Raw genomic sequence first — 25,935 nt, 5'->3', positions numbered from 1 at the left:
GGCCGCCGGACGAACCAGCGGCCCAAGTCAAGGGAGGAAACGCCCAAGGAGGGCTACGAAGCAAGAGAACTCTCGCTGCGTCGCACTGTTATATTGCTGCGCCGCACAAGAGTCAAGGTTTTTTTCGCTACACTGCAAAGCTTCAGCTAGTAGCACCCACCGCCTTGGGCAAAAAGAAAGCCGCGCCGAAGCGCGGCTTAGTTCGAAGGATCCGAGAGCTTAAAAAGATTTGGACGAATGAGCGGCGGCGGATTTCCTGACGCCGATAGAGGCCGGCGGCGTCGGAATATTTCCCGCCGGTGTGTCCCTGCTGTAACGCGCCAATTTTTTTACGCTGTTGGTGGGGCTTGGATCCGAGACTGCGAGCGCGGACATGTCGCGGTGGTCGCTGCGCATCGGCGCCATTGCGACGACGCGGGTCTGCCGGCTTTCATCAGCGGCCTTCGCCCCGGCCAAGGTCACGATCGGCGATTTTGCGGCGAGTTTGGCGACCGCTGACCCCGCGCCTCGGTTCGGCTTCTCGTCGAGGGCGATCTCGGTCGGCGGAAGGATCGTTTCCGGCCGGCTGACCTCCGGAACCCGCGACGCAAAGGCCGGGTGCTGGCCGCCGTCCTGATAAACGATCCGCACCGGCTTCACGCCGCTTTGCGCGAGCTGGGCGATTTTGGCTTCATCCTGGGCGCTCTTCTGAGCCACCGCCTGGGCGATCTCCGGGTCCTGTTTGAGCGGCGGACAGGCGGCGTCCGGATCAAGATTGGCCGCGCCGGCGGCGTTGAACACGTAGCGCCGATTGCAGAAGGCGACCTGCGGCTCCTGCAAGGTCACCTCGAAATGGTCGGAGCCTTCCTTGAGCTGCTTCCAGTAGTCGATGTTGGGGTCGAGACGATGCTTGGCGAGATTTTCCGCCGTCATCTTGAAGGGGAAGGACTGCATCTGGATCGCGCGCTGACCGCCGGCGAGCGACGAGCGGGCGATCGCGTAGATCTCGGCGATCTGTTTGTCGGTCATCGAGAAGCAGCCGGCCGATGAGCAGGCGCCATGCACCATGATGTCGCCGCCGGTGTGGCCAAGCGCGCGGTCGAGCGCGTTCGGATAGCCGACATTGAACGACAGATAATAGCTTGAGTTCGGATTCATCTGCGCGGGGCCGATGGCGTAAAAGCCCTCCGGCACTTGGCGGTCGCCCTGGCGACGCTTGGGGCCGAGCTGACCCGACCAGCGGCACATCGGAAACGTCTTCAGATGGACGTAATGACCGTCGGACCGCATCTTCCAGATTTCGAGCTCCGCTTCCTTTTTGTAGGCGCGGATCAGCATCGGCGCTTCCTTGGTCGTGCCGGCCTGCTCCATCAGCGCGACAGTCTCGGCAGGGATCGGCGCAAGCGAGCGATGCGCGAGACCGCTCTGCTCGCAGGCCGAGAGCGCAAAGGCCGCGAGGACGGCAAGCCCCAGCGCCGGCGCTATGCCTCGAGTCTTCATAATATCCCCTCTGGCGGCGCAGTCGCCTCGCGAAGGTCTCGGAAGCGAGCCGCCGCGCCTGGTCACGAAAAACAAATAATGGGACGAGAACATGTCCGCACTAGCAAAGAATCGCACGCGTACGGGCTTTTAGGGCCAATATTCTGGAATTTAAGTTAACGCTTCTCTTCAAGTTTCCGGCCCATGGCCAAGAACTTGTCGGCGCGGAATTGCCTCAGCTGTTCGCGCGACAAATTCGCCAGGCCGGCGAGTTCCTTGGCGAGCGCCTCTCCGACTGCGCCAATGGCAGCCTGGGGATCGCGATGGGCGCCGCCCGGCGGCTCCGTCACAATCAGGTCGATGATGCCGAACTTTAAGAGATCCTGCGCTGTGATTTTCATGCTCGTCGCCGCCTCTTGCGCCTTGGCGGAGTCGCGCCACAGAATCGAGGCCGAGGCTTCGGGCGACGCGACGGTGTAGACCGAGTGCTCAAGCATCAGCACTTTGTTGGCGGCGGCGATCGCGATTGCGCCGCCGGAGCCGCCCTCGCCCACCACCACCGCGACATTGGGCACGCCGAGCAAGAGCGACACGTCGGTGGAGCGGGCGATCGCCTCGGCCTGCCCGCGCTCTTCGGCGTCAATGCCCGGAAACGCGCCAGCCGTATCGACAAGCGAGACCACCGGCAAACCGAACCGGTCGGCGAGCTCCATCAGGCGGACCGCCTTGCGATAGCCTTCCGGCCGCGCCATGCCGAAATTGTGATGAAGGCGGCTCGAGGTGTCCGAGCCCTTCTCCTGGCCGATGATGCAGATCGGCTCGCCGCGAAAGCGCCCGAAGCCGCCGACGATCGCGAAGTCCTCGCCGAACAGCCTGTCTCCGGCGAGCGGCGTGAACTCGTCGAAAAGCTGCCGCACATAATCGGAAAAATGTGGTCGCTGCGGGTGCCGCGCCACCTGGATCTTTTGCCAGGGCGTCAGGCCGGCGTAGAGATCCGCGAGCGCCTTCGCGGCTTTGGCCTGGAGCTTGTTGAGCTCCTCGCCGATCGAAACGGCCTCTCCGTTTTCGGCCAGCGCACGCAGTTCGTCCACCTTGGTTTCGAGTTCTGCGACGGGCTTTTCGAAGTCGAGATAGGAGCGCATTGAGGCGGCGTTTCCTTTAGGCGAGGGACGCCTCGCGGGCGCGGGCAAACTCGCCGCAACCGGCTTTGAAGTCAAGGAACACAAAGCGCCAGCGGCGCAGTTGAAAAACCCGATTCATCGCGTCAATGTCGCTGCGACGGGGGCAGGTTCATCATGCGGGAATGGTCGTTCCATGGCGTCTGCGCAAGAGCCGGTTAGCCGCTACATTCGCGCGGCCGACGGGCTCCGCCTACATTATTTGGACTATCCCGCGCCGCCGGGCGGCGGCGGGGGTCTGCTCCCGGTTGTGTGCCTGCCGGGACTTGCGCGCTCAGCCGATGATTTCGATCGCATCGCCAGGACCCTGCAAGCTGACGGCCGGAGGGTTCTTGCCCTCGACTATCGTGGACGCGGCCGGTCCGACTGGGATCAGGACTGGCGCCGCTATGACTTCGACGTCGAGCAAGCCGACATCATGGCTCAACTTGCCGACGCGGGCGTCGAGCAAGCGGTGTTCATCGGGACGTCGCGCGGCGGTCTTCACACGATGCGCATCGCGGCGCGCCAGCCCGGCGTTGTGCGCGGCGCCGTGCTTAACGACATCGGACCGAAGATCGAGCACGCCGGCCTGCTCCGCATTAAGCGCTATGTTGGGAGACTGCCGCCGATCGCCTCCATGCGCGAAGCGATCGCCTTGATGCGGATGACCGCCGGCGTCGATTTTTCCGGCGTCTCGCCGCAGGAGTGGGAGGATTATGCGCGCCTCACCTTTGTCGAGAAAGACGGCAAGGTTCAGCTGCGCTACGATCCCGACCTGTCGCATACGCTCGACGCCGTGGCGCCCGATGTGGAGCCCGAAGAATATTGGGAGGACTTCGCCGCGCTGTCGAATGTTCCGATTCTCGCCATCCGCGGCGCGAACTCGGACATTCTCTCGCCCGAAGTCTTTGACGAGATGGCCCGGCGCGCGCCGCGCCTTGAGCGCGCCTGGGTCGAAGGCCAGGCGCACGCGCCGCTGCTGCTTGATCAGCCGACGATTGCGCGCATCGCGGACTTCGTGCGCCAACGTCCATAAATCGCGCTTCGCCGATCACTCGGGCAGGTTTCGAAAACGTTGACAGACTTTTTTCGATGAGAACCTGCTCCAACATGATGATTGGGCGATTCTATCGATCACTTGATTCCATGTGATCGGGAGGCGCTCTAAGGCGCATACCCCTGCGCCTGATTAAGTCGGGAGATCGCGACGCCGACATTGATTTCGGCGTTCGCCTCCATGCGCTGCGCCTCGAGTTGAATCTGCCGCACGCGATAAAGATCGAAGGCGCTGATCTCTCCGAGCTTGAAGGCTTTGCGCGACAGTTCAAACTGTTCATTGGCGACGGTAAGACGGCTGTTGGCCAGTTTCGCCGCGCTTTGCGCCGCCGCTAGCGATGCGCGCGCCGCCTTGATCTCGGCGAGCACGACGAGCTTCGCGCGCTCATATTCAGCGGTGGCGCGATCCATTTCGGCGAGCGCCTCGGCGCGTCTCGGCTCATTTCGGCCGGCGGTCGGGAGCGGAATGCGGATGCGCACCCCCACCGTGGTCGCATCCGTGCGCTGGTTCGTGATCGGATCCAAGAGATCAAGCGAGCGGTCCGTCGCATATTGATCATTATGTTCCTGCCGGCCGAAAATGCCGATCTCCGGACTGGGGATCGGCGTCGCGTCGACAAGCTCCGCCTGCGCTCTGGCGCGCGCAAGCGCGGCGACGGGCGCGCGCAGCGCAGGATGCTCCTCGATGTCGATCGGCGGCCGCACGGATTCAAGCTTCCCATCCGGCTGCGCGCCGCCGGTCAGGCCCGCGTAGGTGGCGCGCGCCACCTTGACCGCGCCCTCCGACTGCGCAAGCTCCGTTTCGGCGGCGAGCGTTTCGTTCCTGGCAAGCAGCGCATCGGTCTGAGCGGCGTCGCCGAGCTCGACGCGGCGCGTCATATCCGCGCCGATGTCGCGGGCGGTGGCGACGCGATTGCGCGCAACGGAGACTTCGCGCGCCGCGCGCTGCGCAGTCCACCACGCGTCGCGCAAAACGCCGGCGACTTCCAATCGACGAAGCGCCAGTCGCTCTTCAACCTCGAAGAGTCCGGTCGTGACAGTTCCCGCATAGGCGTCCCGCTGCCCGGGCAGCCACAAGGGCATGCCGACCTCAAGTTCGGTTTCATTGAAGTTGCGTAAATTTCCGGCGGCCGAGTTTCGCTGCCAGCCCTCGACATAGGGCGAACCTGGCGTAATCGAATTGGCCGTCGCATAGCGCGCCGAAGTGGCGCGAAACTGCGCTTCGAGCGAACGGCTCTGCGCATCAACCAAGACGGCCATCTCAAGATGTTTCGCCAACACGCCGCCGCTTCGCTGGGATGGCGGCCGCGCGCCGGCTTTCTTGGGCGATTTCACGCGCGCTTTCTTGGGCGCAGCTTTGACAGACGCTTTGATCTCCATCTCCGCCGGCTCGCCCTGCTCCTGTGCAAAGACTCCCGTCTCGAAAGGCAAAGCGAACGCAAATAAGGAAAATGCCGTGAAGACCGCGCCTATCCTCATGCGCGAACGTCCTCGCGCGCACGCATCGGCGCGGGTTGCCGCATCGCTCGCGCGCGGAACTTCTGACGAATGACCAAGCCAAGATTGGCGGTGCGGTCATAAAGAATCGGCAGCAGGATTAAGGTCAGCACCGTGGCCGAGATCAACCCTCCAATGACGACGATGGCGAGCGGGCGCTGGATCTCGGCGCCGGGCCCATGCGCGAACAGGAACGGTATCAAGCCGAAAGCCGCGATGGTGGCGGTGAGCATAACGGGCCGCATGCGCCGACGCGCGCCCTCTAACACCGCTTCGCGCGTGCTGCGCGTGCCTTCAGCCACAAGCTTGTTGATGTAGGAGATGAGCACGACGCCATTGAGAACCGCGATTCCGATAAGCGCGATAAAGCCGACCGACGAGGGCACGGACATGAATTCTCCCGAAAGCCACAGGCCCAAAATGCCTCCGATCGCCGCGAAAGGCACATTGCAGAACACCAGCGTCGCCTGTAGCACCGAGTTGAAGGTTAGATAAAGCAAGAGAAAAATCAGCGCCAGCGCGATCGGCACGACGATCGCGAGTCGGGCCGATGCGCGTTGCTGGTTTTCGAACTGGCCGCCCCATTGATAGCGATATCCCGGCGGCGTCTTTACGTTTTTGGCGACGGCTTTCTTGGCTTCGTCGACGAATCCGACAAGATCCCGTCCCGTCACATTGGCGAGGACGGTGGCGAAGCGACGGCCTTCCTCGCGAATGATCTGGATCGGCCCGTTTTCCACGCGCACGTCGGCGAGTTGCGACAGTTCGACGACTTTGCCTTCCGACGACACCATCGGCAGGCGCGCGAAATCGACGGATGAGCGGCGCGAGGTCTCCGAGCCGCGTATGACGAGCGGCGTGCGGATCGGCCCTTCCAGCACGATGCCGACCGGCTGACCGTCGACCCAAACGCGCAGCGCGTCCTGAATCTCGCCGGCGTTCAGGCCAAAGCGTCCAGCAGCCAAACGATCGACGCGCGCCGTCAGATAGCGCATGCCGTCGTTCTGCAGACCGAAAACGTCGCGCGACCCCTTGATCTTGCGCAATGTCGCGGTAACCTCGCGGGTGAGGCGGTTGAGTTCATCGATATCGTCGCCAAATATCTTGACGACGATATCGCCGCGCGCGCCGATGATCATTTCCTGCACGCGCATGTCGATCGGCTGCGAAAAGGCGTAGGAAATGCCGGGCATGCTATCGAGCACGGCGCGAATCTCGCCCATCAGCCAATCGATATCCTTGCCGCGCCATTCGCTTTGCGGCGCCAGCGTCAGGAAATTATCGGTGTCGTTGAGGCCGACGGGATCGATGCCGAGCTCGTCGGCGCCAGCCCGGGCCATCATTCCCTTGACTTCCGGCACGCGCTCCATGATTGCGCGCTGAATACGCATGTCGGTCTCCGCGGCCATATTGACGCTGATCGTCGGATGTTTGCGGATGGTGATGACGGGCGTGCCCTCGTTCATCACCGGCATAAAGGTCTGGCCGATGCCCGCATAGGCGGTGAAGGCGACGACGAGGCCGATGACAGCGGCGGCGCCGACAATTAAGGGCTTGTCGAGCGAGCGTCTGAGCAGCGGCTCGTAAATCGCGGCGAGCTTGCGCACAAGCCAGGGCTCGTCGGCATGGCCGGGCTTCAACAATGTCGCGCTCAGCGCCGGAACGACGGTGAGCGACAGCACGAGCGCCGATCCGAGCGCGAAGGCGATGGTCAGCGCCACCGGCGCAAACAGACGACCCTCGAGCCCTTCGAGAGACAGCAGCGGCAGAAACACCGTGACGATGATGATCACGCCGGACGTCAGCGGGACGGCGACCTCGCGAGTCGCCTCAAGCGTCATGAAGATGCGATCGGAAAGACTGACGTCATGCGCATGCGCCATGCGATGTTCGACGTTCTCCACGACGACGACCGCGCAGTCGACCAAAAGTCCGATGGCGATCGCAAGACCGCCGAGCGACATGATATTCGCCGAGAGTCCCCACCAGCGCATGATGCCGAACGTCGCGAGCGCGGCGAGCGGCAAAATGACCGACACGACAATCGCGGCGCGAAGATCGCCGAGGAACAAGACGAGCAGGATGACGACGAGGACGATGGCCTCGATCAGCACTTTCTGTACGGTCCAGACCGCCTTGCCGATCAATTCGCTGCGATCATAGAAGATTTCAATCTTGGTGCCTTTCGGCAGCGTCGGCTCGAGTTCCGCCAGCCGCTCCTTGACGCCCTTGACGACCATGCTCGCGTCGGCGCCGCGCAGACCCAGAACGAGCCCCCACACCGCCTCGCCTTCGCCGTTACGCACGACGACGCCGTTGCGCGGCAACGCGCCATTTCGTACTTCGGCGACGTCGCCGACGCGGACGATGCCGGTATCCCGCGCGGCGATGACGACGGACCGTATTTCCTCCAGCGATCGCAAGCGGCCTTCGGCGCGCACGAGCAACGCTTCCTCGCCATCGCGCACGCGCCCCGCGCCGTCGTTCTTATTGTTGTTGGAAAGCGCCGACTGGAGCATCTCCACGGTGACGCCGCGAGACGCCATGGCGGCGGGGAACGGCGCGACTTCAAAGGTGCGCACGAAGCCGCCGAGCACGTTGAGGTCGGCGACGCCCGGCAGGCCGCGGATCGCCGGGCGTATCGTCCAGTCGAGCAACGTGCGTTGCTCGGTCGGCGTGAGGTCGCCGCCGACAATGGTGAACATCACCATCTCGCCAAGCGGCGTGACAATCGGCGCGAGGCCGCCGGAGACGCCGTCCGGCAACTGACTTTGCGCTTGCGCCAGACGCTCGTTCACCTGCGCGCGCGCCCAGTAGATGTCGGTCCCTTCTGAAAATTCGAAGGTGATCAGCGTCACCGAATAACGCGTCATCGAGCGCATGCGAACGAGGCTGGGAATACCTTTCGCCGCGAGCTCGATCGGCACGGTGACGCGCGCCTCCAACTCCTCTGGCGTGAGCCCCGGCGCGCGCATGGCGACCATCACCTGCACCGGCGCGACGTCCGGAAATGCGTCGATCGGCAGTTTGAAATAGCTGACCGCCCCCCAAGCGGCGAGGCCGAGCGCGCCAAGAAAGACGAGCAGCCGCTGCTGGAGCGCGACACGAATCAGTCTTTCAAGCATTGCGTATTGTCACCTTTCGGCCTCGGCGAGTTCCGCCAGCAAGGTCAGCAGGCCGCGGGTCGCAACGCGCTCGCCTGCCTTGAGCGCGCCCTGGACGGACGCGGACTGCGGCGTCTCGGAAAGTAGCGTCACCGGCGTCGCGACAAAGCCTTCCGGTGAGCGCACGAACACCCAATTGTGATTCTTGAAGTTCACCAAAGCGTCCGAAGAAACCCGCCACTGGGAAGCGTCGCCGCCCTTAAGGCGCAGGATCGCCTGAACCGCTTGGCCAGGGCGCAGCGGACTCGATCCGGTCCGAAACTCGGCGACGGCTGTGACCGATTGAGTCGCCGCGTCCACGGTGCGGCCGATGCGAATAAGTCTGCCGTCGATGCCCGCCAGAGGCAAATGCACGCGGTCGACGTTGTCGAGGGCTGCGGCGCGGCCAAGGGGCACCTGTAGATTGACCCAAATGGGGTCGAGCCGCGCAATGGTGATGAGCGGCGCCGACGCCTGCACGCGCTCTCCGGTCGTTCCGTGCCGCTGCAGAACGGTGCCGGCAACCGGCGCGCGCACGACAAGCGAGCTAGCGAGCTTGCGCTCGCGCTTCAGCGTCTCGATCTCCTTATCCGTCATGCCGGCCAGCGACAGAATTTGCCCGCGCTCATCCAGCGCCGAACGCGCCTGAGTGGCCTCGGCGCGCGTGACGATCAATCGCCGCTCCGCGATGATGTGCTCCTTGAACAGCTGCTCGTCGCGCCGCAACTTCTCCGCCGCGAGATTCGCCTCCGAGACAGCGTGCAGGAAGGCGCGCTGGGCTTCGATGAGTTCCGACGACTTCAGTGTCGCGATCGGCGCGCCTTGTTTGACATCCTCGTCGATTGCGACGAGCAGAGTCTCGACCAGACCGGCGGCGGGGGCCGCCACGATGAGGAGCTGCTGCGGCGGCACGGCGACGACGCCCGGCACGACGAGCTCGCCCATGCCTGACTCCCGCTCAACGGGCTGAGTCTCAACGCCGGCGACACGCATTTGATCTTCGCTGATTTTGACGAGGATCGGTTGCAAGTTCTGTGTTTCGGCGGGGGCGCCTTGCGCTGTTGGAGCGCTGAAAGTCAGAAGGCCGCCAGGCATAAAAAAGCCCGAGAGAATGCAAAGGCCAAGGAAAGGAGCAAGCGTCCGCCGCATGTGAGTGATCATGAACCTTCGCTTTACAGGCCGTTCGCCTGCCTTCCGCTGTTGAGGGCAGCGGGACGCGTTCCAAAGGCGAAGCGGCGCACGCTGAAGTGACGCGCGCGACAGGGGCCGCCGCATTCCTACGGCGCCGCGATGGGTTGATCTTGCCCGGATGCGGCGACAGGCTCAAGGCAATTCGGCCCTTCGCCGGAGATTTTCCAAAAAAACCGGCTGTGCGCTTTGGCATTCGGCGGCTCTGGACGTCGCAAACGACGGCTCCCGTTCTATAATCATCGCAGAAACGTGGCCCTAGCCCTGAGGAGCGAAATGCGTCATCCTTCGACCGCCGCCATCCGGCTCGCCGACTACCGTCCTGCCGATTTCGCGATCGATTCGGTCGAACTCGATTTCAGCCTGCATCCGACCAAGACCCGCGTCTCCGCGCGACTGGCGGTGCGCCGCAATCCCGCGGGGGACCCTTCTGCGCCACTCGTGCTCGACGGCGACGAGTTGATGCTGTTGGGCGTGAAGCTCGACGGCCGCACGCTCGGACCCGGCGACTATGAAGCGACGCAAGATCGCCTCACTCTCGCCAAAGTTCCTGACGCGCCCTTCACGCTGGACATCGATACGGAGCTCAATCCGAGCGGCAATACGCAGCTTTCCGGACTCTATCGCTCCGGCTCGGCCTATTGCACGCAATGCGAGGCGGAGGGTTTTCGCCGCATCACCTATTTCCTGGACCGGCCGGACGTGCTCAGCGTCTATACGACGCGCATCGAAGCCGAGAGAGGCGAAGCGCCGATCCTGCTGTCGAACGGCAATCCCGTCGAGCATGGCGACCTTGCGGGGTCCAATCGCCACTATGCCCTCTGGCGCGATCCTTTCCCAAAGCCCTCTTACTTGTTCGCGCTCGTCGGCGGCGATCTCGGCGTCGTGCGCGACAGATTCACGACGATGACGGGGCGCGGCGTCGAACTCGCCATCTATGTAGAACACGGCAAGGAATCGCGCGCGGCCTATGCGATGGACGCGCTGAAGCGCTCGATGCGCTGGGACGAAGAGAAATTCGGCCGCGAATATGATCTCGACGTGTTCAACATCGTCGCCGTTTCCGACTTCAACATGGGCGCGATGGAGAACAAGGGGCTCAACATCTTCAACGACAAATATGTGCTCGCCTCGCCCGACACCGCGACCGACGGCGATTACGCCGGCATCGAAGGGGTGATCGCGCACGAATATTTCCACAATTGGACGGGCAATCGCATCACCTGCCGCGATTGGTTCCAGCTGTGCCTCAAGGAAGGGTTGACGGTTTTCCGCGACCAGGAATTTTCGGCTGACATGCGCTCGCGCGCGGTTGAGCGCATCGGCGACGTGCGCGGCCTGCGTCTCGCGCAATTCCCCGAAGACGCAGGTCCGCTCGCGCATCCCGTGCGTCCGGACGTCTATCAGGAAATCAACAATTTCTATACGTCGACCGTTTACGAGAAAGGCGCTGAAATCATCCGGATGCTGCGGACGCTGATCGGCGAAGACAGCTTCCGCCGCGGCATGGATCTCTATTTCGAACGCTTCGACGGGACGGCCGCGACGATCGAAGATTTCCTCTCCTGCTTCGCCGCCGCGTCCGGCCGCGACCTGACCCATTTTGCGCTTTGGTACAGTCAGGCGGGAACGCCTGTGGTGACGACATCGGGCGACTATGACCCGATCGCCAAGGCATTCACTTTGAAGTTACGTCAGGAGACGGCGCCGACGCCGGGTCAAAGCGACAAGAAGCCGGTCGTGATCCCGCTGGCGCTCGCGCTCTTTGGCGAGAACGGGCAAAAGCTCGATCTCGTCAGCGAAGACGCCGCGCCGACTGAACTTGCCCGTGGTTTGATCGAACTCGACCGCGCCGAGCGCGTCATCCGTTTCCGCGAGATTCCCTCACGGCCCGTGGTCTCGCTGCTGCGCGGCTTTTCCGCGCCTGTGCGCCTCGAACCCGCGCCGACGAGCGAGGATCTCGAACGTCTGCTCGCCTGTGACGACGATCCGTTCAATCGCTGGCAGGCGTCGCAAAGCCTCGCCCTGCGGGCGATCTTCGGCCGACTCGAAACCGGCGCTCTTGACGCCCGGGGGTTGAGCGAGGCGCTGCGACTGCTGCTCGCCAAGGCCGAGGACGATCCGGCGTTGGTCGCACAGGCGCTGTCGCTGCCGTCGGACGTCGACCTTGCGCGCGAAAAGGGCAGCGACGTCGATCCGGATCAGCTCTTTGAGGCGCGCATGGCGTTGCGCGCGGACATCGGCAGTTCGCTCGGTTCAGAGCTCGACGCGATTCACGCGCGCTTTGCCGCCGCTGGCGCCTTTACGCCCGACGCTGCGAGCGCGGGACGCCGCGCTTTACGCAATGTGACGCTCGATCTTTTGGCCGCGGGCGACGCTGAAAAAGGGCGGTCGCTGGCCACGGCGCAGTTCGAAACTGCCGGCAATATGACCGACAAGCTCGCCGCGCTCGCCACATTGGCGCTTCTCGGCGGCCATGCGCGCGAGGAGGCCTTCGCCCGATTCTACGACCAATATGCCGGAGACGCGCTCGTCATCGACAAATGGTTCTCGCTGCAGGCGATGATTCCGGAAGCGGCGACCACTCAGCGCGTATTGGGTCTGATGACGCACCGGGAATTCTCGATGAGCAATCCCAATCGGGTGCGCGCGCTGATCGGCGCCTTCGCCAACGGCAATCTCACGCGCTTTCATGCGCTCGACGGGTCAGGATATGATTTGCTGACGGCCGTGGTTCTCGAAGTCGATCCGAAGAATCCCCAGGTGTCCGCGCGGCTTCTCTCGGCGCTGCGGTCGTGGCGCACGATGGAGTCGCGGCGCCGCGAACTCATTGAAGCCCGGCTCAAGCATATCGTCGCGCAGAAAAATCTCTCGGCGGACCTGCGCGATATCGCGACGCGAGCGCTTGGTTGAGGCGCCCAAAAAAGAGTCATTAACGTCGCGTTAAGGTCTGGACAATCGCGCGTCGAGAGATTCGAATGAAGGTGATTCGCTCGTAGAGCCGCGTTCGCATCACAATCATTTTGGAGGCTATCGATGGCGCGCGCTCCCGCTGCCCGCGTGAAGACTCACGCCCATACCGTCTGGGGAGCGTACCGGTTCGACGAGGACGGCGCAAAGCGCCTGAAGGACTTCTCCTGGCTGCGCCCTTTGGCGTTCGCCGCCTGCGCGGTTTGCCTCGTCTCTCTCGCCGCCTTTGTCGTGTCGCTGACCAGCGCGATGCAGGATCGACTGGTCGAGCAGGCCGTCGACGATCTCGACCTTTTCGTGCGCGCCGTGTCGCAGGACCTGCGCGAAAAAATCAAGACCGACGCACAAAAGCCATTTGGCGCGCCGCTCAATCAGCTCGTGCCGCAAGGCGCGCTCGCGCGAGGACGACGCATTCTGGTGACGGACGAGCGCGGCCGCGTCGCCGCCGCCTTTCCGCCGATTCCTTCGAAAGACCTCACGCTGTCGCAAGCCATCGGCGCCGAAGACGCGCTCGTCGACTTCGCCGACAACGCCGGCGTCATGCGGGTCACTTTGCCCGATGGCGTTCCCGCGCTCGTGAGCGTCAGGAAACTGCCGACGCCGTTCGGCCAGGTGGCGATGATTTATCCCGTCGACAATGTGCTCGGCGAGTGGCGCGTGATCGCGTCCCGCTATGCGCTGCTGTTCGCCTGCACCACGCTGCTGCTGCTCGTCATCGTTTTCGCTTATTTCCGCCAGAGCCGGCGCCGTCAGGACGTCGAACGCGCCAATACGTTGATCCGCAGGCGCCTCGAGGCGGCGCTTTCGCGCGGCCGCTGCGGCCTTTGGGAATGGGACATTGCGCGCGGCCGGATCTACTGGTCGGACTCCATGTATGAAATGTTGGGGCTGCCGGCCGAGCGCGGCTCGCTCTCCTATACGGAATTGAGCGCGCTGCTGCATCCCGACGACGGCGACTTTCAGACGATGGCCGACATGGTCGCGAGCGCACGGACGAACAGCGTCGATCACGAGTTCCGTCTGAAGAACGCGGCCGGCGAATGGATCTGGCTGCGCGCACGGGCGCAGATTGTCGAAGATGGCCGGGAAGCCGGCAAGCACCTTATTGGAATCGCCATCGACGTTTCGGAGCAACGCGCGCTCGCCGAACAGACCGAGATGGCCAATTTGCGCCTGCGCGACGCGATCGACGCCATTTCCGAAGCCTTCGTGCTGTGGGACTCCAAGAACCGCCTCGTGACCTGCAATTCGAAATTTCTCTCGCTGCATGGACTCTCGCTGGAAGCCGCGTCCGCCGGAGCCAACTATCGGCAGATCATGAGCTGCGCCACAGCGCCACTGATCCGCACTCAGGTCGCCTCGCCCGACGGACCTTCGCCAGACGCCCGCACCTATGAAGCGCAGCTCATCGACGGGCGCTGGCTTCAGATCAACGAGCGCCGCACCAAGGATGGCGGCTATGTCTCCGTAGGCGCGGATATTACGGCGCTCAAGCGCAACGAAGAGAAGCTGCGTGAATCGGAACGCCGCCTCACGGCGAGCGTCGCCGATCTGACCCGCTCGCGACAAACGCTGGAAATGCAGGCGCAGCAGCTCGCGACTCTCGCCGAGCAGTATCATCACCAAAAGGCAGAGGCGGAAGCCGCCTATGTGGCCAAATCGGAATTCCTCGCCAATATGAGCCACGAGCTGCGCACGCCGCTCAACGCCATCATCGGCTTTTCGGAAATGATGGAGGCGGAGCCGTTCGGCGCGCTCGGTTCGCCGAAATATCTCGAATATTGCTGCGGCATACGCCAGGGCGGCAATTACCTCAACGAAGTTCTGTCCGACATTCTCGACATGTCGCGTCTGGAAGCGGGCCTCGTCCGCCTTGCCGAACGGGAGATCAACGTCGCGGAGGCGCTGCGCAAAGCCGTCGGCGCCTGGCGCGCGCGCGCCGACGTGAAGAACGTCGAACTTGTCGCCGACGTCCGCGAGAACCTGCGGTGCGTCGGAGACGAAGCGGCGATCGTCAAGACGCTCAGCATCTTTCTGTCGAACGCCGTCAAATTCAGCGAAATCGGACGCGTCGTGCGGGTGCGCGCGCGGGCGCACGGCGGCGCGATCGACGTCTACGTCGAGGATTCGGGACGCGGCATCGACCCGCGCGCCATCCCCAAGCTCGGCAAGCCGTTCGAACAATGCGCCGATCTGATGGAAAACGGCATGCGCGGATCCGGGCTCGGCCTCGCTATCGCCCGCGCCCTCATCGAGCTGCATGGCGGCGCGCTGCGCGTCCGCTCCCGTCTCGGAGAAGGCACGGTCGTCATGATGCGGCTGCCGGCCGCTTCAGCGACGGTGACCCCTTTGAAGACGCGCGCGGTCGAAGCCGGCGCATCCGCGAAGATTGCGCCTTATGCGCGCTCCATCCGCGCCGTCGGGCCGACGGTTGTCCGCATCGCAGGCAGCGACAGCGCGACGCGCAATCCAGGCGCGTTATCTTCTATCCGCAACGCGCCGTGATGCATCCGCGCAACCGCCGCCGCCAGCGACAGGCCAAGACCTGAGCCCGGCCGCGAACGGGAATTCTCAAGCCGCACGAAACGTCCCACCACGCGCTCGCGATCCGATGCCGCGATGCCCGGTCCGCGATCGGCGACGATGATTTCCACACGATCGCCGACGCGCCGCGCCTCGATGGCGATGCGCGGCTCGTCGCCTGTCCCGCCATATTTCAACGCGTTGTCCACGAGATTCACGAGCGCCTGCCCGAGCAGTTCGCGGCTGCCGGTGACCGCAAGTCCGTCCTGCGCCGCGACATCGAGACGGACGCCCTGCTCTTCGGCGACGGGCTCATACATCTCGGCGATGTCGCGCACGACGGAGTCGGCGTCGAAGACGGCCATATTGTCGCTCGAATATCCGGCCTCCGCCCGCGCGATCATCAACAAGGCGTTGAAGACGCCAATGAGATTGTCGGACTCTTCGATCACGGCGGCGAGCGCCGCACGATGCGTGCTGTCGTCTGAGCCCGCCCGCAACGCCGCCTCGGCGCGGTTGCGCAATCGCGTCAAAGGCGTCTTGAGGTCATGCGCGATATTATCGGAAACTTCGCGCAAACCGGCCATCAGCTCGCTGATGCGCTCAAGCATGGCGTTGAAATTTTCCGCCAGGCGGTCGAGTTCGTCGCCGGCGCCTGAGATGGCGAGTCGTTCGTGCATATCGCCCGCCATGATGCGGCGCGCCGAGCCAGACATCACGTCAACGCGCTCCAGCATGCGATGCGAAACGAACAAGCCGCCAAGCGCCCCGACGAGCGCGAGCCAGAAGAGCGACACGCCGAGCGCGCGGCGCAATATGCCGCGAAGCACTTCATGGTCTTCGATGTCATGGCCGATGAGAAGGCGAAAGCCGCCGGGCAGAAGAAACAGCCGCAGCAAGGCGGGATGCTTGACGCCCGGCTCGCCGCGTCGCTCATAGGGCGTCTCGACGAGTTCCGTGCCGCCGGAGGGCGTGAAATTCGGCGGCTCGATATTGCCGACGATGACGTCCCCGGCATGACTTGAGAGCAGATAGAGCGAACCGCCGGGCGCGCGCACGCGGCGCTCCACCGCATTGACGAGCTGGCGCAGGCCGCCCTGCGCATATTGTTCGGATAGCGCCCGGATTTCAGCGTCGACGGTCTGCTCGATCTGTTCGTCGAGCACTTCCTTGACGCGGGCGCCGACGCGCGCGAGCACGAGACCCGCGCCAATCGAGAACAGCACGAGATAGGCTATCGACAGTTTGAACGCTGTCGTGCGGAAAAGCTTACCGAGCGCCGTCACGGATCATATACCCAGCCCCGCGGATGGTGTGCAGAAGCGGGTTCTCGCGACCTTTGTCGATCTTGGAGCGTAAACGGGAAATATGCACGTCGATGACATTGGTCTGCGGATCGAAGTGATAATCCCAGACGTTTTCAAGGAGCATGGTGCGGGTCACCACTTGGCCGGCATGTTTCATCAGATATTCCAGCAGCCGGAACTCGCGCGGCTGAAGCACCACCTCTTGGCCGCCGACCGTCACCTTATGCGACAAGCGATCGAGCTCCAGATCGCCGACGCGGTATTGAGTTTCTTCGCCCTTGGGCCCGACCCGGCGGCGCGCCAACGCCTCGACCCGCGCCAGCAGTTCCGAAAAGGCGTAGGGCTTCGGCAAATAGTCGTCGCCCCCGGCGCGCAGACCCTTCACCCGGTCGTCGACCTGGCCGAGCGCCGAGAGAATGAGCGCGGGCGTTTGAACGCCTTGCTCGCGCAGGCCCGAGATCAGCGACAGCCCATCCATTTTGGGCAGCATCCTGTCGACGATCAGCACGTCGTAGCCGCCTTCGCTGGCGTGTCCATAGCCAGAAAGCCCATCGGCGGCGTGTTCGGCGACATGGCCTTGCTCGCGGAACGCCTTGACGAGGTATTCGCTCGCTTCGCTGTCGTCTTCGATGATCAAAATGCGCATGTTTCACTATAGCTGAGATTGCAAAAAAACGGCAGGCCGGCGCATTGTGCGCCAGCCTGCCCCGCGTTCGGAAGCCAGGAGGGGACTGGCTCTGCCCGACGCTCTTCGTTGCGGAGACCGGCTGCGGGCGGGTGCAGTGTGACGGCCTCGACGCAAGAAGTCCTTAAGCGGCCTTAGCCGGCTCCGCCTCTCACCGGGATGGCGATGAATTTCGCGCCCTCCGCAGATTTCACACGCAGCAGCACCGAACGCCGTCCCTCCTTGCGGGCGGCCTCGAGTGCGGAGGCGAACTCGCCACGCGAACTCACCGGCTGCCCGGCGGCCTCGATAATCACGTCGCCCCTGCGCAATCCCTTTTGCGCGGCGGCGCCGGAGGGATCGAGATCAGTCACGAACAGCCCTTCCCCGCCCGCGCCGCGCACCTCAGCCGCCGGAGCGAGCTCAAGCCCAAGGCCGGACATTTCCGGGCCCCGCTCGGAGAAGCCTTCATCGTCAGCGCGCGCCTGCCGTTCGTCGGGAAGGGCGCCGAGTTTCAGCTTCACGGTCCTTTCGGCGCCCGAGCGCAGATAGGTGATGTCCGCCGTCTTGCCAGGGCCAAGGATCGCGATGCGGCGCGCGAGATCACGCGACGTGTCAATCTTTTCGCCGTTGACGGCGACGATGATGTCTCCAGACTTCAGGCCGGCCTCTTCCGCCGGCGCGCCCCGCTGCGGCTGCGCGATGAGCGCGCCTTTCGCGGACTTCAGCCCCATGCTGTCGGCGATTTCCGGCGTCACGTTTTGAATCTTGACCCCGATCCAACCACGCGACACGGAGCCCTTTTCCTTGAGCGCCGCGACGACGTCCTTGGCCACCTCGGCCGGAATGGCGAAGCCGATGCCGATCGAACCGCCAGAAGGCGAATAGATCGCCGTGTTGACGCCGATGACATTGCCGCGCGAATCAAAGGCCGGACCGCCGGAGTTGCCGCGATTGACCGGGGCGTCGATCTGCAAGAAGTCGTCGTAAGGGCCTGCGCCGATGTCGCGGCCGCGCGCCGAAACGATGCCGGCGGTGACTGAGCCGCCGAGGCCGAACGGGTTTCCGACCGCGATCACCCAGTCGCCGACGCGCGGCGCCGCAGAGCCCCACTCGACATATGGCAGCTTTGCGCCATCGCTGATCTTGAGCAGCGCCAGGTCGGTGCGCTTGTCCGTGCCGACCACCTTGGCGGGCAGCGTTCTTCCGTCGTCGAGCGCAACGTCGACTTCGCTGGCGTGTTCCACAACGTGGTTATTGGTGACGACATAACCGTCCGGGCTGATGATGAAACCGGAGCCCTGCGACATCGTCATGTGTTGTTGCGGGCGGCCCTGACCTTCGCCGAAGCGCTTGAAAAAGCGATACATGGGGTCGTCGGGCGATACGTCCGGCATCTCGAAGATGCCGCCGCCGTGCTGATCATCGACGGCCTTGACCTTGATGGCGACGACGGCGGGCTTGACGCGCTCGACTACGTCGGCAAAGGAGGCGGGCCCAGCGGCGGTCACAGACCCTGAAAGCGGCGCTTCGGCGTAAGCCGGCGTCAGCGGCGCCGGACCGATCGCAGCGCTGAGCGCGAATGCGGCCGCGGCGCCCATCAGCGCCAGGCGGGATGCGCGGCGCGGCGCTTCAATGGCGCGGTCGCGAGGATTGTTTGCGATAGGCATTTCTCAAAAATCTCCATCTTGAACGACGCCGCGGGAGGAGAAGCGCAACGTCGCCGCAAGATGAAAGATGGAGATCACCGCTTTGCGGGCCAATGGCGGCGGGATGAAACTTTCGTAAGGCGCTAGGCCCAAGAAAGCTGTCGGGCGCTAGGCCCAAGGAAAAGATCGCGGGCGACTGCGCCTGAGACACGCGCGGCGTGAGAGCATTGGCGACGCGCCTCGGCCGCGATGGCGGGCGGTGCTCACAGCCAGCCGGCGCGACGCAGCCGATAGTATAGATAGCCGCAGATACTCACCGTCACGCCGAGGACGACGTAGTAGCCGTATTTCCAGTCGAGTTCGGGCATGTGCCGGAAGTTCATGCCGTAAATGCCGGCGATTGCCGTCGGCACCGCCAGAATTGCGGCCCAGGCGGCGAGCCGCCGCGAAATGTCGGTTTGCTGAATCTGCGCGTTCATCAGGCTCGACTCGAAAGCGAAGGCGAGCGTCTCACGCATCGTGTCGATGCGTTCCTGGACGCGGCGCAGATGGTCGCGAACGTCGCGAAAATGCGGCCGCATTTCCCGATCGATGGCGACGACGTCGCTGCGCTCCAAGCGACGGCAGACGTCTGAAAGCGGCGTTACGGCGTTGCGCAGATGCAAGAGGTCGCGCCGCAAACTATAGAGCTGCTCGATTTCCGGCTTGCCCATCGTCGTCGCGAGAACATGATCCTCGATGTCCTCGACCTGATCGTTGATCGCGTCGAGCACCGGAAAGTAATTGTCGACGATGAAATCGAGAATGGCGTAGACAATGAAGTCTTCGCCCTCCGAAAGGCGTTCCGCGCGCGCCTCGCAACGTTCTCGCACATGCGCATACGAGCTCGATGCGCCATGGCGCACGCTCACGACATAGCCGGCGCCGATGAAAATATGCGTCTCGCCGAAGGCGATGCGCCCATCAACCATCTGCGCGGTGCGCGCGACGATGAAAACGCTGTCTTCATATTCTTCGAGCTTGGGAAACTGATGCGCCTTGAATGCGTCCTCGATCGCGAGATGATGCAACGCGAACTGTTCGCCGACTCGCTCCAACAGCTCTTGTGACGGCTCGTAGAGTCCGATCCAGACGACATAGCCTTCGCGCTTGGTCCACTCGCCGGCCTCGTCGATCTCGATATCGGCGATCTTACGTCCAGTGTGATAGACCGCCGCTGCGACGACCCCGGCTTCCGTAGGCTTCGTCGCGCTCGCTCGCTCGTCCATGCACCCTGCCCCGGTCAGGACGGCTTTGATCCGCCGCGCGCCACGCCGACTTTTGCAGGACGCAACACGCGTTCGCCGATCATGTAGCCTTGCTCAACGACCTGAGCCACCGTGCCCGCGGGTTGCGTCTCGTCGGGAATTTCGAACAGCGCTTCATGCTGATTAGGATCGAAGCGCGCGCCCTTTGCGTCGATCTTCCTGACGCCGAAGCGCGTGAGCCGCGCAAGAAAATCACGCTCCATCACGTCGACCCCCTCAAGCAGCGACGCGACCGCCGGCTCGGCGCGCGCCTCCTCCGGCACGCTCTCGATCGCGCGACGTAGATTGTCGGCGAAGGACAGCATCTCCCGCGCGAAATTCGCCACGCCATAAGTTTTCGCGTCGGCGATCTCGCGCTCGGCCCGACGGCGGACATTCTCGACTTCGGCGAGCGCGCGAAGAAGCTTGTCCTTTAACCCAGCGTTTTCCGCATAGAGATTTTCGAGCTCGGTGAACGGCTCCGGCTGCGCAATGTCGGATTCGGCCGACGGCTGCGACAAGGACGAAGGCTCTGCGCCTCCCCGATTCTCCGTCGACTCAGCCTTCTTGTCTGCGTTCGTTGGATCGCTCATGCTGTCACCATCATTCTTTCGTAAAGGCTTCGATATCTGCGCGCGAAACGTCAAAATCAAGTCGCGGCGGCGGCGGGCGTTTTGGCCCCGCGCGCGCCGGGACCGCGAAACACATCCAGGAGCTGGCGCTTGATCGTCGCCTGCCGCTGCGGTGAGGCGATCTTCGCTCCCGTCAAATCCGTGACATAGAAGGCGTCGACGGCGCGCTCGCCGAAGGTGACGATATGCGCCGAGGCGATATTGAGATTGAGCCGCGAAATCGCGTTGGTGAGTTCGAACAGCAGCCCCTCCCGGTCGAGTCCCGAGACCTCGATGACCGTATAGACGTTTGACAGGCTGTTATCGACGACGACCTCAGGCGCGACCGAGAAGGCGTCGGTCGGCAGATGCGTTTTGGCGCGCGCCCGCAGCTCTTCGGACACGATGACCTCGCCGCGCAGCGCTCTGGCGATGAGGCCGGCGATTCGCCCGGCGCGGCGCATCTCGTCTTCGTCAAAATCAAAGGCGCGCGAGAAGAAGATCGTGTCGAGCGCGAGACCATCCGCGGTGGTGAAGATATGCGCGTCGACGATATTGGCGCCGCCTGCGGCGCAGCCGCCGGCGATGATCGACAGCAGACGCGGATTGTCGGGCGCGACGACGGTCAGCTCCACGGCGCCGCGCGTCCTGTCGAGTTCGACCGCGGTCGCCAGCGGCGCCGATGCGCCATTCATCTGGCGAAGCAGCTCCGCGTGGCGCAGCTTGCGGGCGATGTCGACCTTGAGCCAATAGGCCGGATAGTGACGCTTGGCGTAGGCGTCGAACTCGTCGTCGCTCCACTCTGGAAGCGCCGCGCGCAGCTCGGCCTTCGCGGCGGCGACGCGACTCTTGCGATCGACCGCGGAATGGCCGCCGCCGAGCACAACCTCGGTCTCCCAGTAGAGCACGCGCAGCAGCTGCGCTTTCCAGGCGTCGAGCACGCCGGGCCCGACCGCGTTGATGTCGCAGACGGTAAGAACGAACAGCATCTTCAGCCGCTCCATCGTTTGAACGATAGCGGCGAAATTTTCGATGGTGACGCGGTCGGAGAGATCGCGGCTCTGCGCGAAGCTCGACATGGTGAGATGATGCTCGACGAGCCAGGCGACGGATTCGGTCTCGCCCGGGGTAAAGCCCAGACGCGGACACAGGCTGCGCGCCACCTCCATGCCGGCGAGCGAGTGGTCCTCCTTTCGGCCCTTGGCGATGTCGTGCAGGAGCAGGCCCAGATAAAGCACCTTGCGGTTAACGATCGTCGGCAGGATTTCGTCAACCAGCTGCTGATGCTCCGGCATGCGTCCGGCTTCGAGATCGGACAGTCCGCCGACCACGCGCAGCAGATGCTCGTCGACCGTATAATGATGATACATATTGAATTGCATCATCGCGACGATCTTGCCGAAATCCGGAATGAAACGCCCAAGCACGCCGGTCTCATTCATCCGGCGCAGCGTAATTTCGGTCATGTTGCGCGAGAGCAGGATTTCGAGAAACAGCCGATTGGCTTCCTTATTCGCGCGCAGATCGGCGTCGATGAGACGCAGCGACAGAGTCACCGCCCGCAAAGCGTCGGGATGCAGCGGCAGGCCATGATGATCGGCCATCCAGAACAGCCGGATGATGTTGACGGGATCGCGCTTGAACACATCGGCGTCGACGATGCTGATGCGGTCGTGATCGACGATGAAGTCGCCTTGCGGGGCGCGACTGCGCCGGCGCCGAAACGGCTGCAGGAAGCGCTCGAAGATGGCGCGCGGCTTCGCCTGCTTTTCTTCAAGCGCCGCGCAGACGATCGCGGTGAGATCGCCAACTTCCTTGGCGACGAGAAAATAGTGCTTCATGAAGCGCTCGACCGGCGATAGCCCGCTCCGGTCGTGATAGCCCAGGCGCCTGGCGATCGTCGTTTGCACGTCGAAGGCCAGCCGTTCTTCGGCGCGCCCCGTCGCGAAATGCAGATGACATCGCACGCGCCACAAAAACTCCTCGCAGCGCTCGAACAGGCTCAGCTCCGCCGCGGTGAAGAGGCCCGCGGCGACGAGCTCCTTCGCCTCACGGACGCGATAGACATATTTGGCGATCCAAAACAGCGTGTTGAGATCGCGCAGGCCGCCTTTGCCTTCCTTCACATTTGGTTCGACGAGATATCGCGAGGCGCCGGCGCGCATCACCCGCGCGTCGCGTTCGGCGAGCTTGGCGGAGACGAATTCGCGCGTATCCGAACGGGCGATCTCGCGGTCGAAGCTCTCACGGAACTCGCTGAACAGCTCGGCGTTGCCGAGAATGAAGCGCGCTTCGAGAAGCGTGGTTCGAATGGTCATGTCGGCGCGGGCCTGACGCATGCACTCGGCGACGGAGCGCGTCGCATGGCCCACCTTCTGACGCAGATCCCAAAGAATATAAAGGATCGCCTCGATGACGCTTTCGCCCCACGGAGTCTGTTTGTAAGGCACGAGAAACAGCAGATCGATGTCGGAGCCCGGCGCCAGCGTCCCGCGTCCATAGCCGCCAACCGCGATAATGGCGAGACGCTCAGCAAATGTCGGATTGTCGACGACGTAAACGTAGCGCACGACATAGTCGTAGATGGCGCCGATCAACTCGTCTTCGAGCCCTGAAATCAATCTCGCGCACGCCAGTCCCGAGCCGCGCGCCTCAAGCCGGGCGCGCGCGATCTCGCGTCCTTCCGCCAAGACCGAGCGAAACAATTCGACGATCGCCGTGCGCCGCGCATGGCCGCGCTCACCCTTGCAGATCGCGGCGACCGATGGCGCGAGAGCCTCGCGTAGTCCACGAAACTGCTTATCGGGATCGAGCCCGGCGAAAACGCTGAGCGGCGCTGCTTCGTTCATAGAGTCAGTTCCGGCGATCGGCCCGATGCGCGCAGGGCGCGCAGACGCGCCTCGATGGCGTCGAAGAGCGGCGGCGCAAGATCCGGCCCGCCGATGCGTTTTAGCGCGCGGAGCCCCGTCGGCGAGGTCACGTTGATCTCGGTGAGCCAGCCATCGATCACGTCGATGCCGACGAAGACCAATCCGCGCCGTTTCAGCTCGGGCCCGAGCCTCGCGCAAATGTCTCTTTCGCGCGCGTTGAGTTCGGACGCCGCCGGCGCCCCGCCGCGCACCAGGTTGGAGCGGATGTCGTCATCGGCCGGAATGCGGTTGATCGCGCCCATCGCCTCGCCGTCAATGAGAAGAATGCGCTTGTCGCCCTTAACGATCTCCGGCAGGAACCGCTGCACGACCCATGGCTCGCGGAAAGTCGTCGCGAACATGTCGAACAGCGAACCGAAATTCGGATCGCGTGGCGCGACCTTGAACACCGCGGCGCCGCCATGGCCGTAGAGCGGCTTCATGACGATCTCGCCATGCTTGGCGCGGAAGCGCTCCATCGCCGCGCGGTCGCGCGTGATCAGCGTCGGCGGCATCAGATCGGCGAACTCCATTACGAAGATTTTTTCCGGCGCGTTGCGCACATGCGCAGGGTCGTTGACGACGAGAGTCCTCGGCGCGAGCCGCTCCAGAAAATGCGTGGAGGTAATATAGGCGAGATCGAACGGCGGATCCTGACGCAGCAGCACCACGTCCATGGCGCCGAGTTCAAGATCGGTGGCCTCGCCAAGCGTGTAATAGCGCGAAGGATCGTCGAAAACGTCGATGCGACGCGCCCGCGCCGTCAGCCGGTCGCCTTCAAGCGACAGTTGATCCGGCGTGTAGAACCACAGGCGATGGCCCCTGCGCTTCGCCTCCAGCATCAGCCCGAAGGTCGAATCTCCAGCAAAATTAATGCGTTCCAAGGGGTCCATCTGGACCGCGATCTCGAGCATCGATCCCCCTGCTCCGGCCGCCGCCGCCCTGCGCCGGCCCTTGGGAACGGCGCCGCCGCCCGGCGACACATAGCAGGAGAACCGTGGCCCTGCGCAACCCTCAATCGCCCCGGCGCTCAGCGGACGCTGAGGCGCGGGTCAGATGACGTAATCGAAAGAATCATAGGCGAGGCCGCGAAGGATCTGGTCCATGTCGCGCGCCGGCTCCATAAGCGATTCGGTCCCGACCACCTTCGCCGGAACGCCGGCGACGATGGAATTGGGCGGAACCGACTGCAGCACCACCGAGCCCGCAGCGATCCGCGAACAGGCGCCGATCTCGATATTGCCGAGAATCTTGGCGCCCGCGCCGATCATCACGCCGCGCCCGACCTTCGGATGACGGTCGCCCGCGACCTTGCCCGTGCCGCCGAGCGTCACCCCGTGCAGGATCGAAACGTCGTCGTCGACGACCGCCGTCTCGCCGACGACAAAGCCCGTGCCATGATCGAGGAACAGCCCCTTGCCGAAACGCGCGGCCGGATGAATGTCCGCCGCCAGCGCGTCCGAGGCGCGGCTCTGGATGTAGAAAGCGAAATCGTGGCGCCGCCCGCCCCACAGCGCATGCGCCAGCCGCGCCGACTGGATGGCGTGAAAGCCCTTGAAATAGAGCAGCGGTTCGATCATCCGCCCGCAGGCGGGATCACGCTCGACATAGGCGGCGAGATCGGCGCGAAAGGCCGCCGCGATCGTCTCATCGTCGCTCACAGCTTGCATGAAGGCGTCGGCGATCGTCTCCGCATCCACCGCCGAGGCGCCGAGTCGCGCGGCGATGCGATGGACCACCGCCTCTTCAAGCGACGCGCGATTGAGGATCGCGCCGAGCATCAGCGGCGTCAGCGACGGGTCGAGACGCAGCGCCTCCTCCGCTTCGCGGCGCATATGCGCCCACATCGCCTCCCGCGCGATCAGCTCTTCTGTCGGCGCGTCGGCGCTCATCGTTTAGAACTTCACCTCTGGCGGCGATTGCGCGGCGCCGGCCGCGGAGAATTCCGCCATCGGCTTCGTGCCGGCGAAGAACGTCTTCGCCCAGAGGAGCGTCGGAAAGGTGCGCAGCGAGGTGTTGAATTCCCGCACCGCGTCGATGTAGTCGCGGCGCGCCACAGTGATGCGGTTCTCAGTGCCTTCGAGCTGCGACTGCAGGGCGAGGAAGTTCTGGTTCGATTTTAAGTCCGGATAGGCTTCGCTCACCGCGATCAGCCGGCCGAGCGCGCCGGTCAGCTGATTTTGCGCCTCCTGGAACTGTTTCATTTTTTCAGGATCGGTCAGCGAACCCGCGTCGATCTTGACCGACGTCGCCTTGGCGCGGGCCTCGACGACGGAGGTGAGCACGTCCTTCTCCTGCTTGGCGTAGCCCTTCACGGTCTCCACGAGATTTGGGATGAGATCGGCGCGGCGCTGATATTGCGACTGCACGTCCGACCATTTCGCCTTGGCGTTTTCTTCGAGCGTCGGAATCGTGTTGTAGCCGCAGCCGGCAAGACCCAAGCTAAGAAAAATCGCGGCGGCGACGGCGCGCCAGCGGGAAAAGTCGCTCATATAAAACTCCTAAAGAGCGGCG

The 25,935-nt window shown here is 63.8% G+C and carries 17 protein-coding genes; 3 read left to right on the top strand and 14 right to left on the bottom strand.

What is annotated here, in order from left to right:
• Positions 1-219 precede the first annotated feature (219 nt).
• Positions 220-1,479, bottom strand: a complete 1,260-nt coding sequence (locus tag IYX23_RS13930) for a murein L,D-transpeptidase family protein (RefSeq protein ID WP_196393357.1) — start codon at positions 1,477-1,479, stop codon at positions 220-222.
• A gap of 155 nt (positions 1,480-1,634) precedes the next feature.
• Positions 1,635-2,600 carry an acetyl-CoA carboxylase carboxyltransferase subunit alpha gene (locus IYX23_RS13925; RefSeq protein ID WP_196393356.1) on the bottom strand — a complete coding sequence of 322 codons (966 nt, stop codon included), beginning with the start codon at positions 2,598-2,600 and terminating at the stop codon, positions 1,635-1,637.
• A 172-nt stretch (positions 2,601-2,772) separates the two neighbouring features.
• Between IYX23_RS13925 and IYX23_RS13920 the strand changes: the two genes are divergently transcribed.
• Entirely contained in the window at positions 2,773-3,654 is an 882-nt protein-coding gene (locus tag IYX23_RS13920) for an alpha/beta hydrolase (protein ID WP_196393355.1), read from the top strand.
• 128 nt (positions 3,655-3,782) lie between these two features.
• Here IYX23_RS13920 and IYX23_RS13915 read toward each other — a convergent pair whose 3' ends face one another.
• From IYX23_RS13915 to IYX23_RS13905, 3 genes are read right to left on the bottom strand one after another with little or no spacing between them, the layout of a single operon-like run.
• A complete protein-coding gene (locus tag IYX23_RS13915; RefSeq protein WP_196393354.1) occupies positions 3,783-5,153 on the bottom strand; it encodes a TolC family protein in 1,371 nt (456 codons plus the stop codon).
• A complete protein-coding gene (locus tag IYX23_RS13910; protein ID WP_196393353.1) occupies positions 5,150-8,296 on the bottom strand; it encodes a CusA/CzcA family heavy metal efflux RND transporter in 3,147 nt (1,048 codons plus the stop codon). The genes IYX23_RS13915 and IYX23_RS13910 overlap by 4 nt, the downstream gene beginning before the upstream one ends.
• 9 nt (positions 8,297-8,305) lie before the next feature.
• The gene (locus IYX23_RS13905; RefSeq protein WP_246716802.1) at positions 8,306-9,259 is read right to left on the bottom strand and encodes an efflux RND transporter periplasmic adaptor subunit; all 954 of its coding nucleotides are present in this window, start codon (positions 9,257-9,259) and stop codon (positions 8,306-8,308) included.
• Positions 9,260-9,778: 519 nt separating this feature from the next.
• Here IYX23_RS13905 and pepN point away from each other — a divergent pair.
• The gene (pepN, locus tag IYX23_RS13900) at positions 9,779-12,415 is read left to right on the top strand and encodes an aminopeptidase N (protein ID WP_196393351.1); all 2,637 of its coding nucleotides are present in this window, start codon (positions 9,779-9,781) and stop codon (positions 12,413-12,415) included.
• 123 nt (positions 12,416-12,538) lie between these two features.
• On the top strand, positions 12,539-14,977 hold the full coding sequence (locus tag IYX23_RS13895; protein WP_196393350.1) for a PAS domain-containing sensor histidine kinase: 2,439 nt from the start codon (positions 12,539-12,541) through the stop codon (positions 14,975-14,977).
• On the opposite strand, the gene IYX23_RS13890 is transcribed toward IYX23_RS13895, so the two are convergent.
• From IYX23_RS13890 to IYX23_RS13850, 9 genes are all read right to left on the bottom strand, one after another.
• Positions 14,869-16,281 (bottom strand): HAMP domain-containing sensor histidine kinase, encoded by a 1,413-nt coding sequence (locus tag IYX23_RS13890; protein WP_196393349.1) that lies wholly within the window; start codon positions 16,279-16,281, stop codon positions 14,869-14,871. The genes IYX23_RS13895 and IYX23_RS13890 overlap by 109 nt on opposite strands.
• On the bottom strand, positions 16,265-16,948 hold the full coding sequence (locus tag IYX23_RS13885; RefSeq protein WP_196393348.1) for a response regulator transcription factor: 684 nt from the start codon (positions 16,946-16,948) through the stop codon (positions 16,265-16,267). The genes IYX23_RS13890 and IYX23_RS13885 overlap by 17 nt, the downstream gene beginning before the upstream one ends.
• A 173-nt stretch (positions 16,949-17,121) precedes the next feature.
• Positions 17,122-18,636, bottom strand: a complete 1,515-nt coding sequence (locus IYX23_RS13880) for a Do family serine endopeptidase (RefSeq protein WP_348643665.1) — start codon at positions 18,634-18,636, stop codon at positions 17,122-17,124.
• A 242-nt stretch (positions 18,637-18,878) separates the two neighbouring features.
• On the bottom strand, positions 18,879-19,883 hold the full coding sequence (gene corA / locus IYX23_RS13875) for a magnesium/cobalt transporter CorA (protein WP_196393347.1): 1,005 nt from the start codon (positions 19,881-19,883) through the stop codon (positions 18,879-18,881).
• A gap of 14 nt (positions 19,884-19,897) precedes the next feature.
• Positions 19,898-20,494: a nucleotide exchange factor GrpE gene (grpE, locus tag IYX23_RS13870; RefSeq protein WP_196393346.1), complete on the bottom strand. Its 597-nt coding sequence runs from the start codon at positions 20,492-20,494 to the stop codon at positions 19,898-19,900.
• A gap of 56 nt (positions 20,495-20,550) precedes the next feature.
• Positions 20,551-23,361 (bottom strand): [protein-PII] uridylyltransferase, encoded by a 2,811-nt coding sequence (locus IYX23_RS13865; protein ID WP_196393345.1) that lies wholly within the window; start codon positions 23,359-23,361, stop codon positions 20,551-20,553.
• Complete coding sequence (gene gshB, locus IYX23_RS13860) at positions 23,358-24,335, bottom strand: glutathione synthase (protein ID WP_196393344.1); 978 nt, start codon at positions 24,333-24,335, stop codon at positions 23,358-23,360. The genes IYX23_RS13865 and gshB overlap by 4 nt, the downstream gene beginning before the upstream one ends.
• A 138-nt stretch (positions 24,336-24,473) precedes the next feature.
• Complete coding sequence (cysE, locus tag IYX23_RS13855; RefSeq protein ID WP_196393343.1) at positions 24,474-25,313, bottom strand: serine O-acetyltransferase; 840 nt, start codon at positions 25,311-25,313, stop codon at positions 24,474-24,476.
• 3 nt (positions 25,314-25,316) lie between these two features.
• Positions 25,317-25,913, bottom strand: coding sequence for a LemA family protein (locus IYX23_RS13850; protein ID WP_196393342.1), 597 nt, complete (start codon positions 25,911-25,913; stop codon positions 25,317-25,319).
• Positions 25,914-25,935: the final 22 nt, after the last annotated feature.

This window comes from Methylocystis sp. L43 (assembly GCF_015709525.1).
Classification (GTDB): Bacteria; Pseudomonadota; Alphaproteobacteria; order Rhizobiales; family Beijerinckiaceae; genus Methylocystis.
This window is presented reverse-complemented; position numbering and strand designations above follow the sequence as displayed.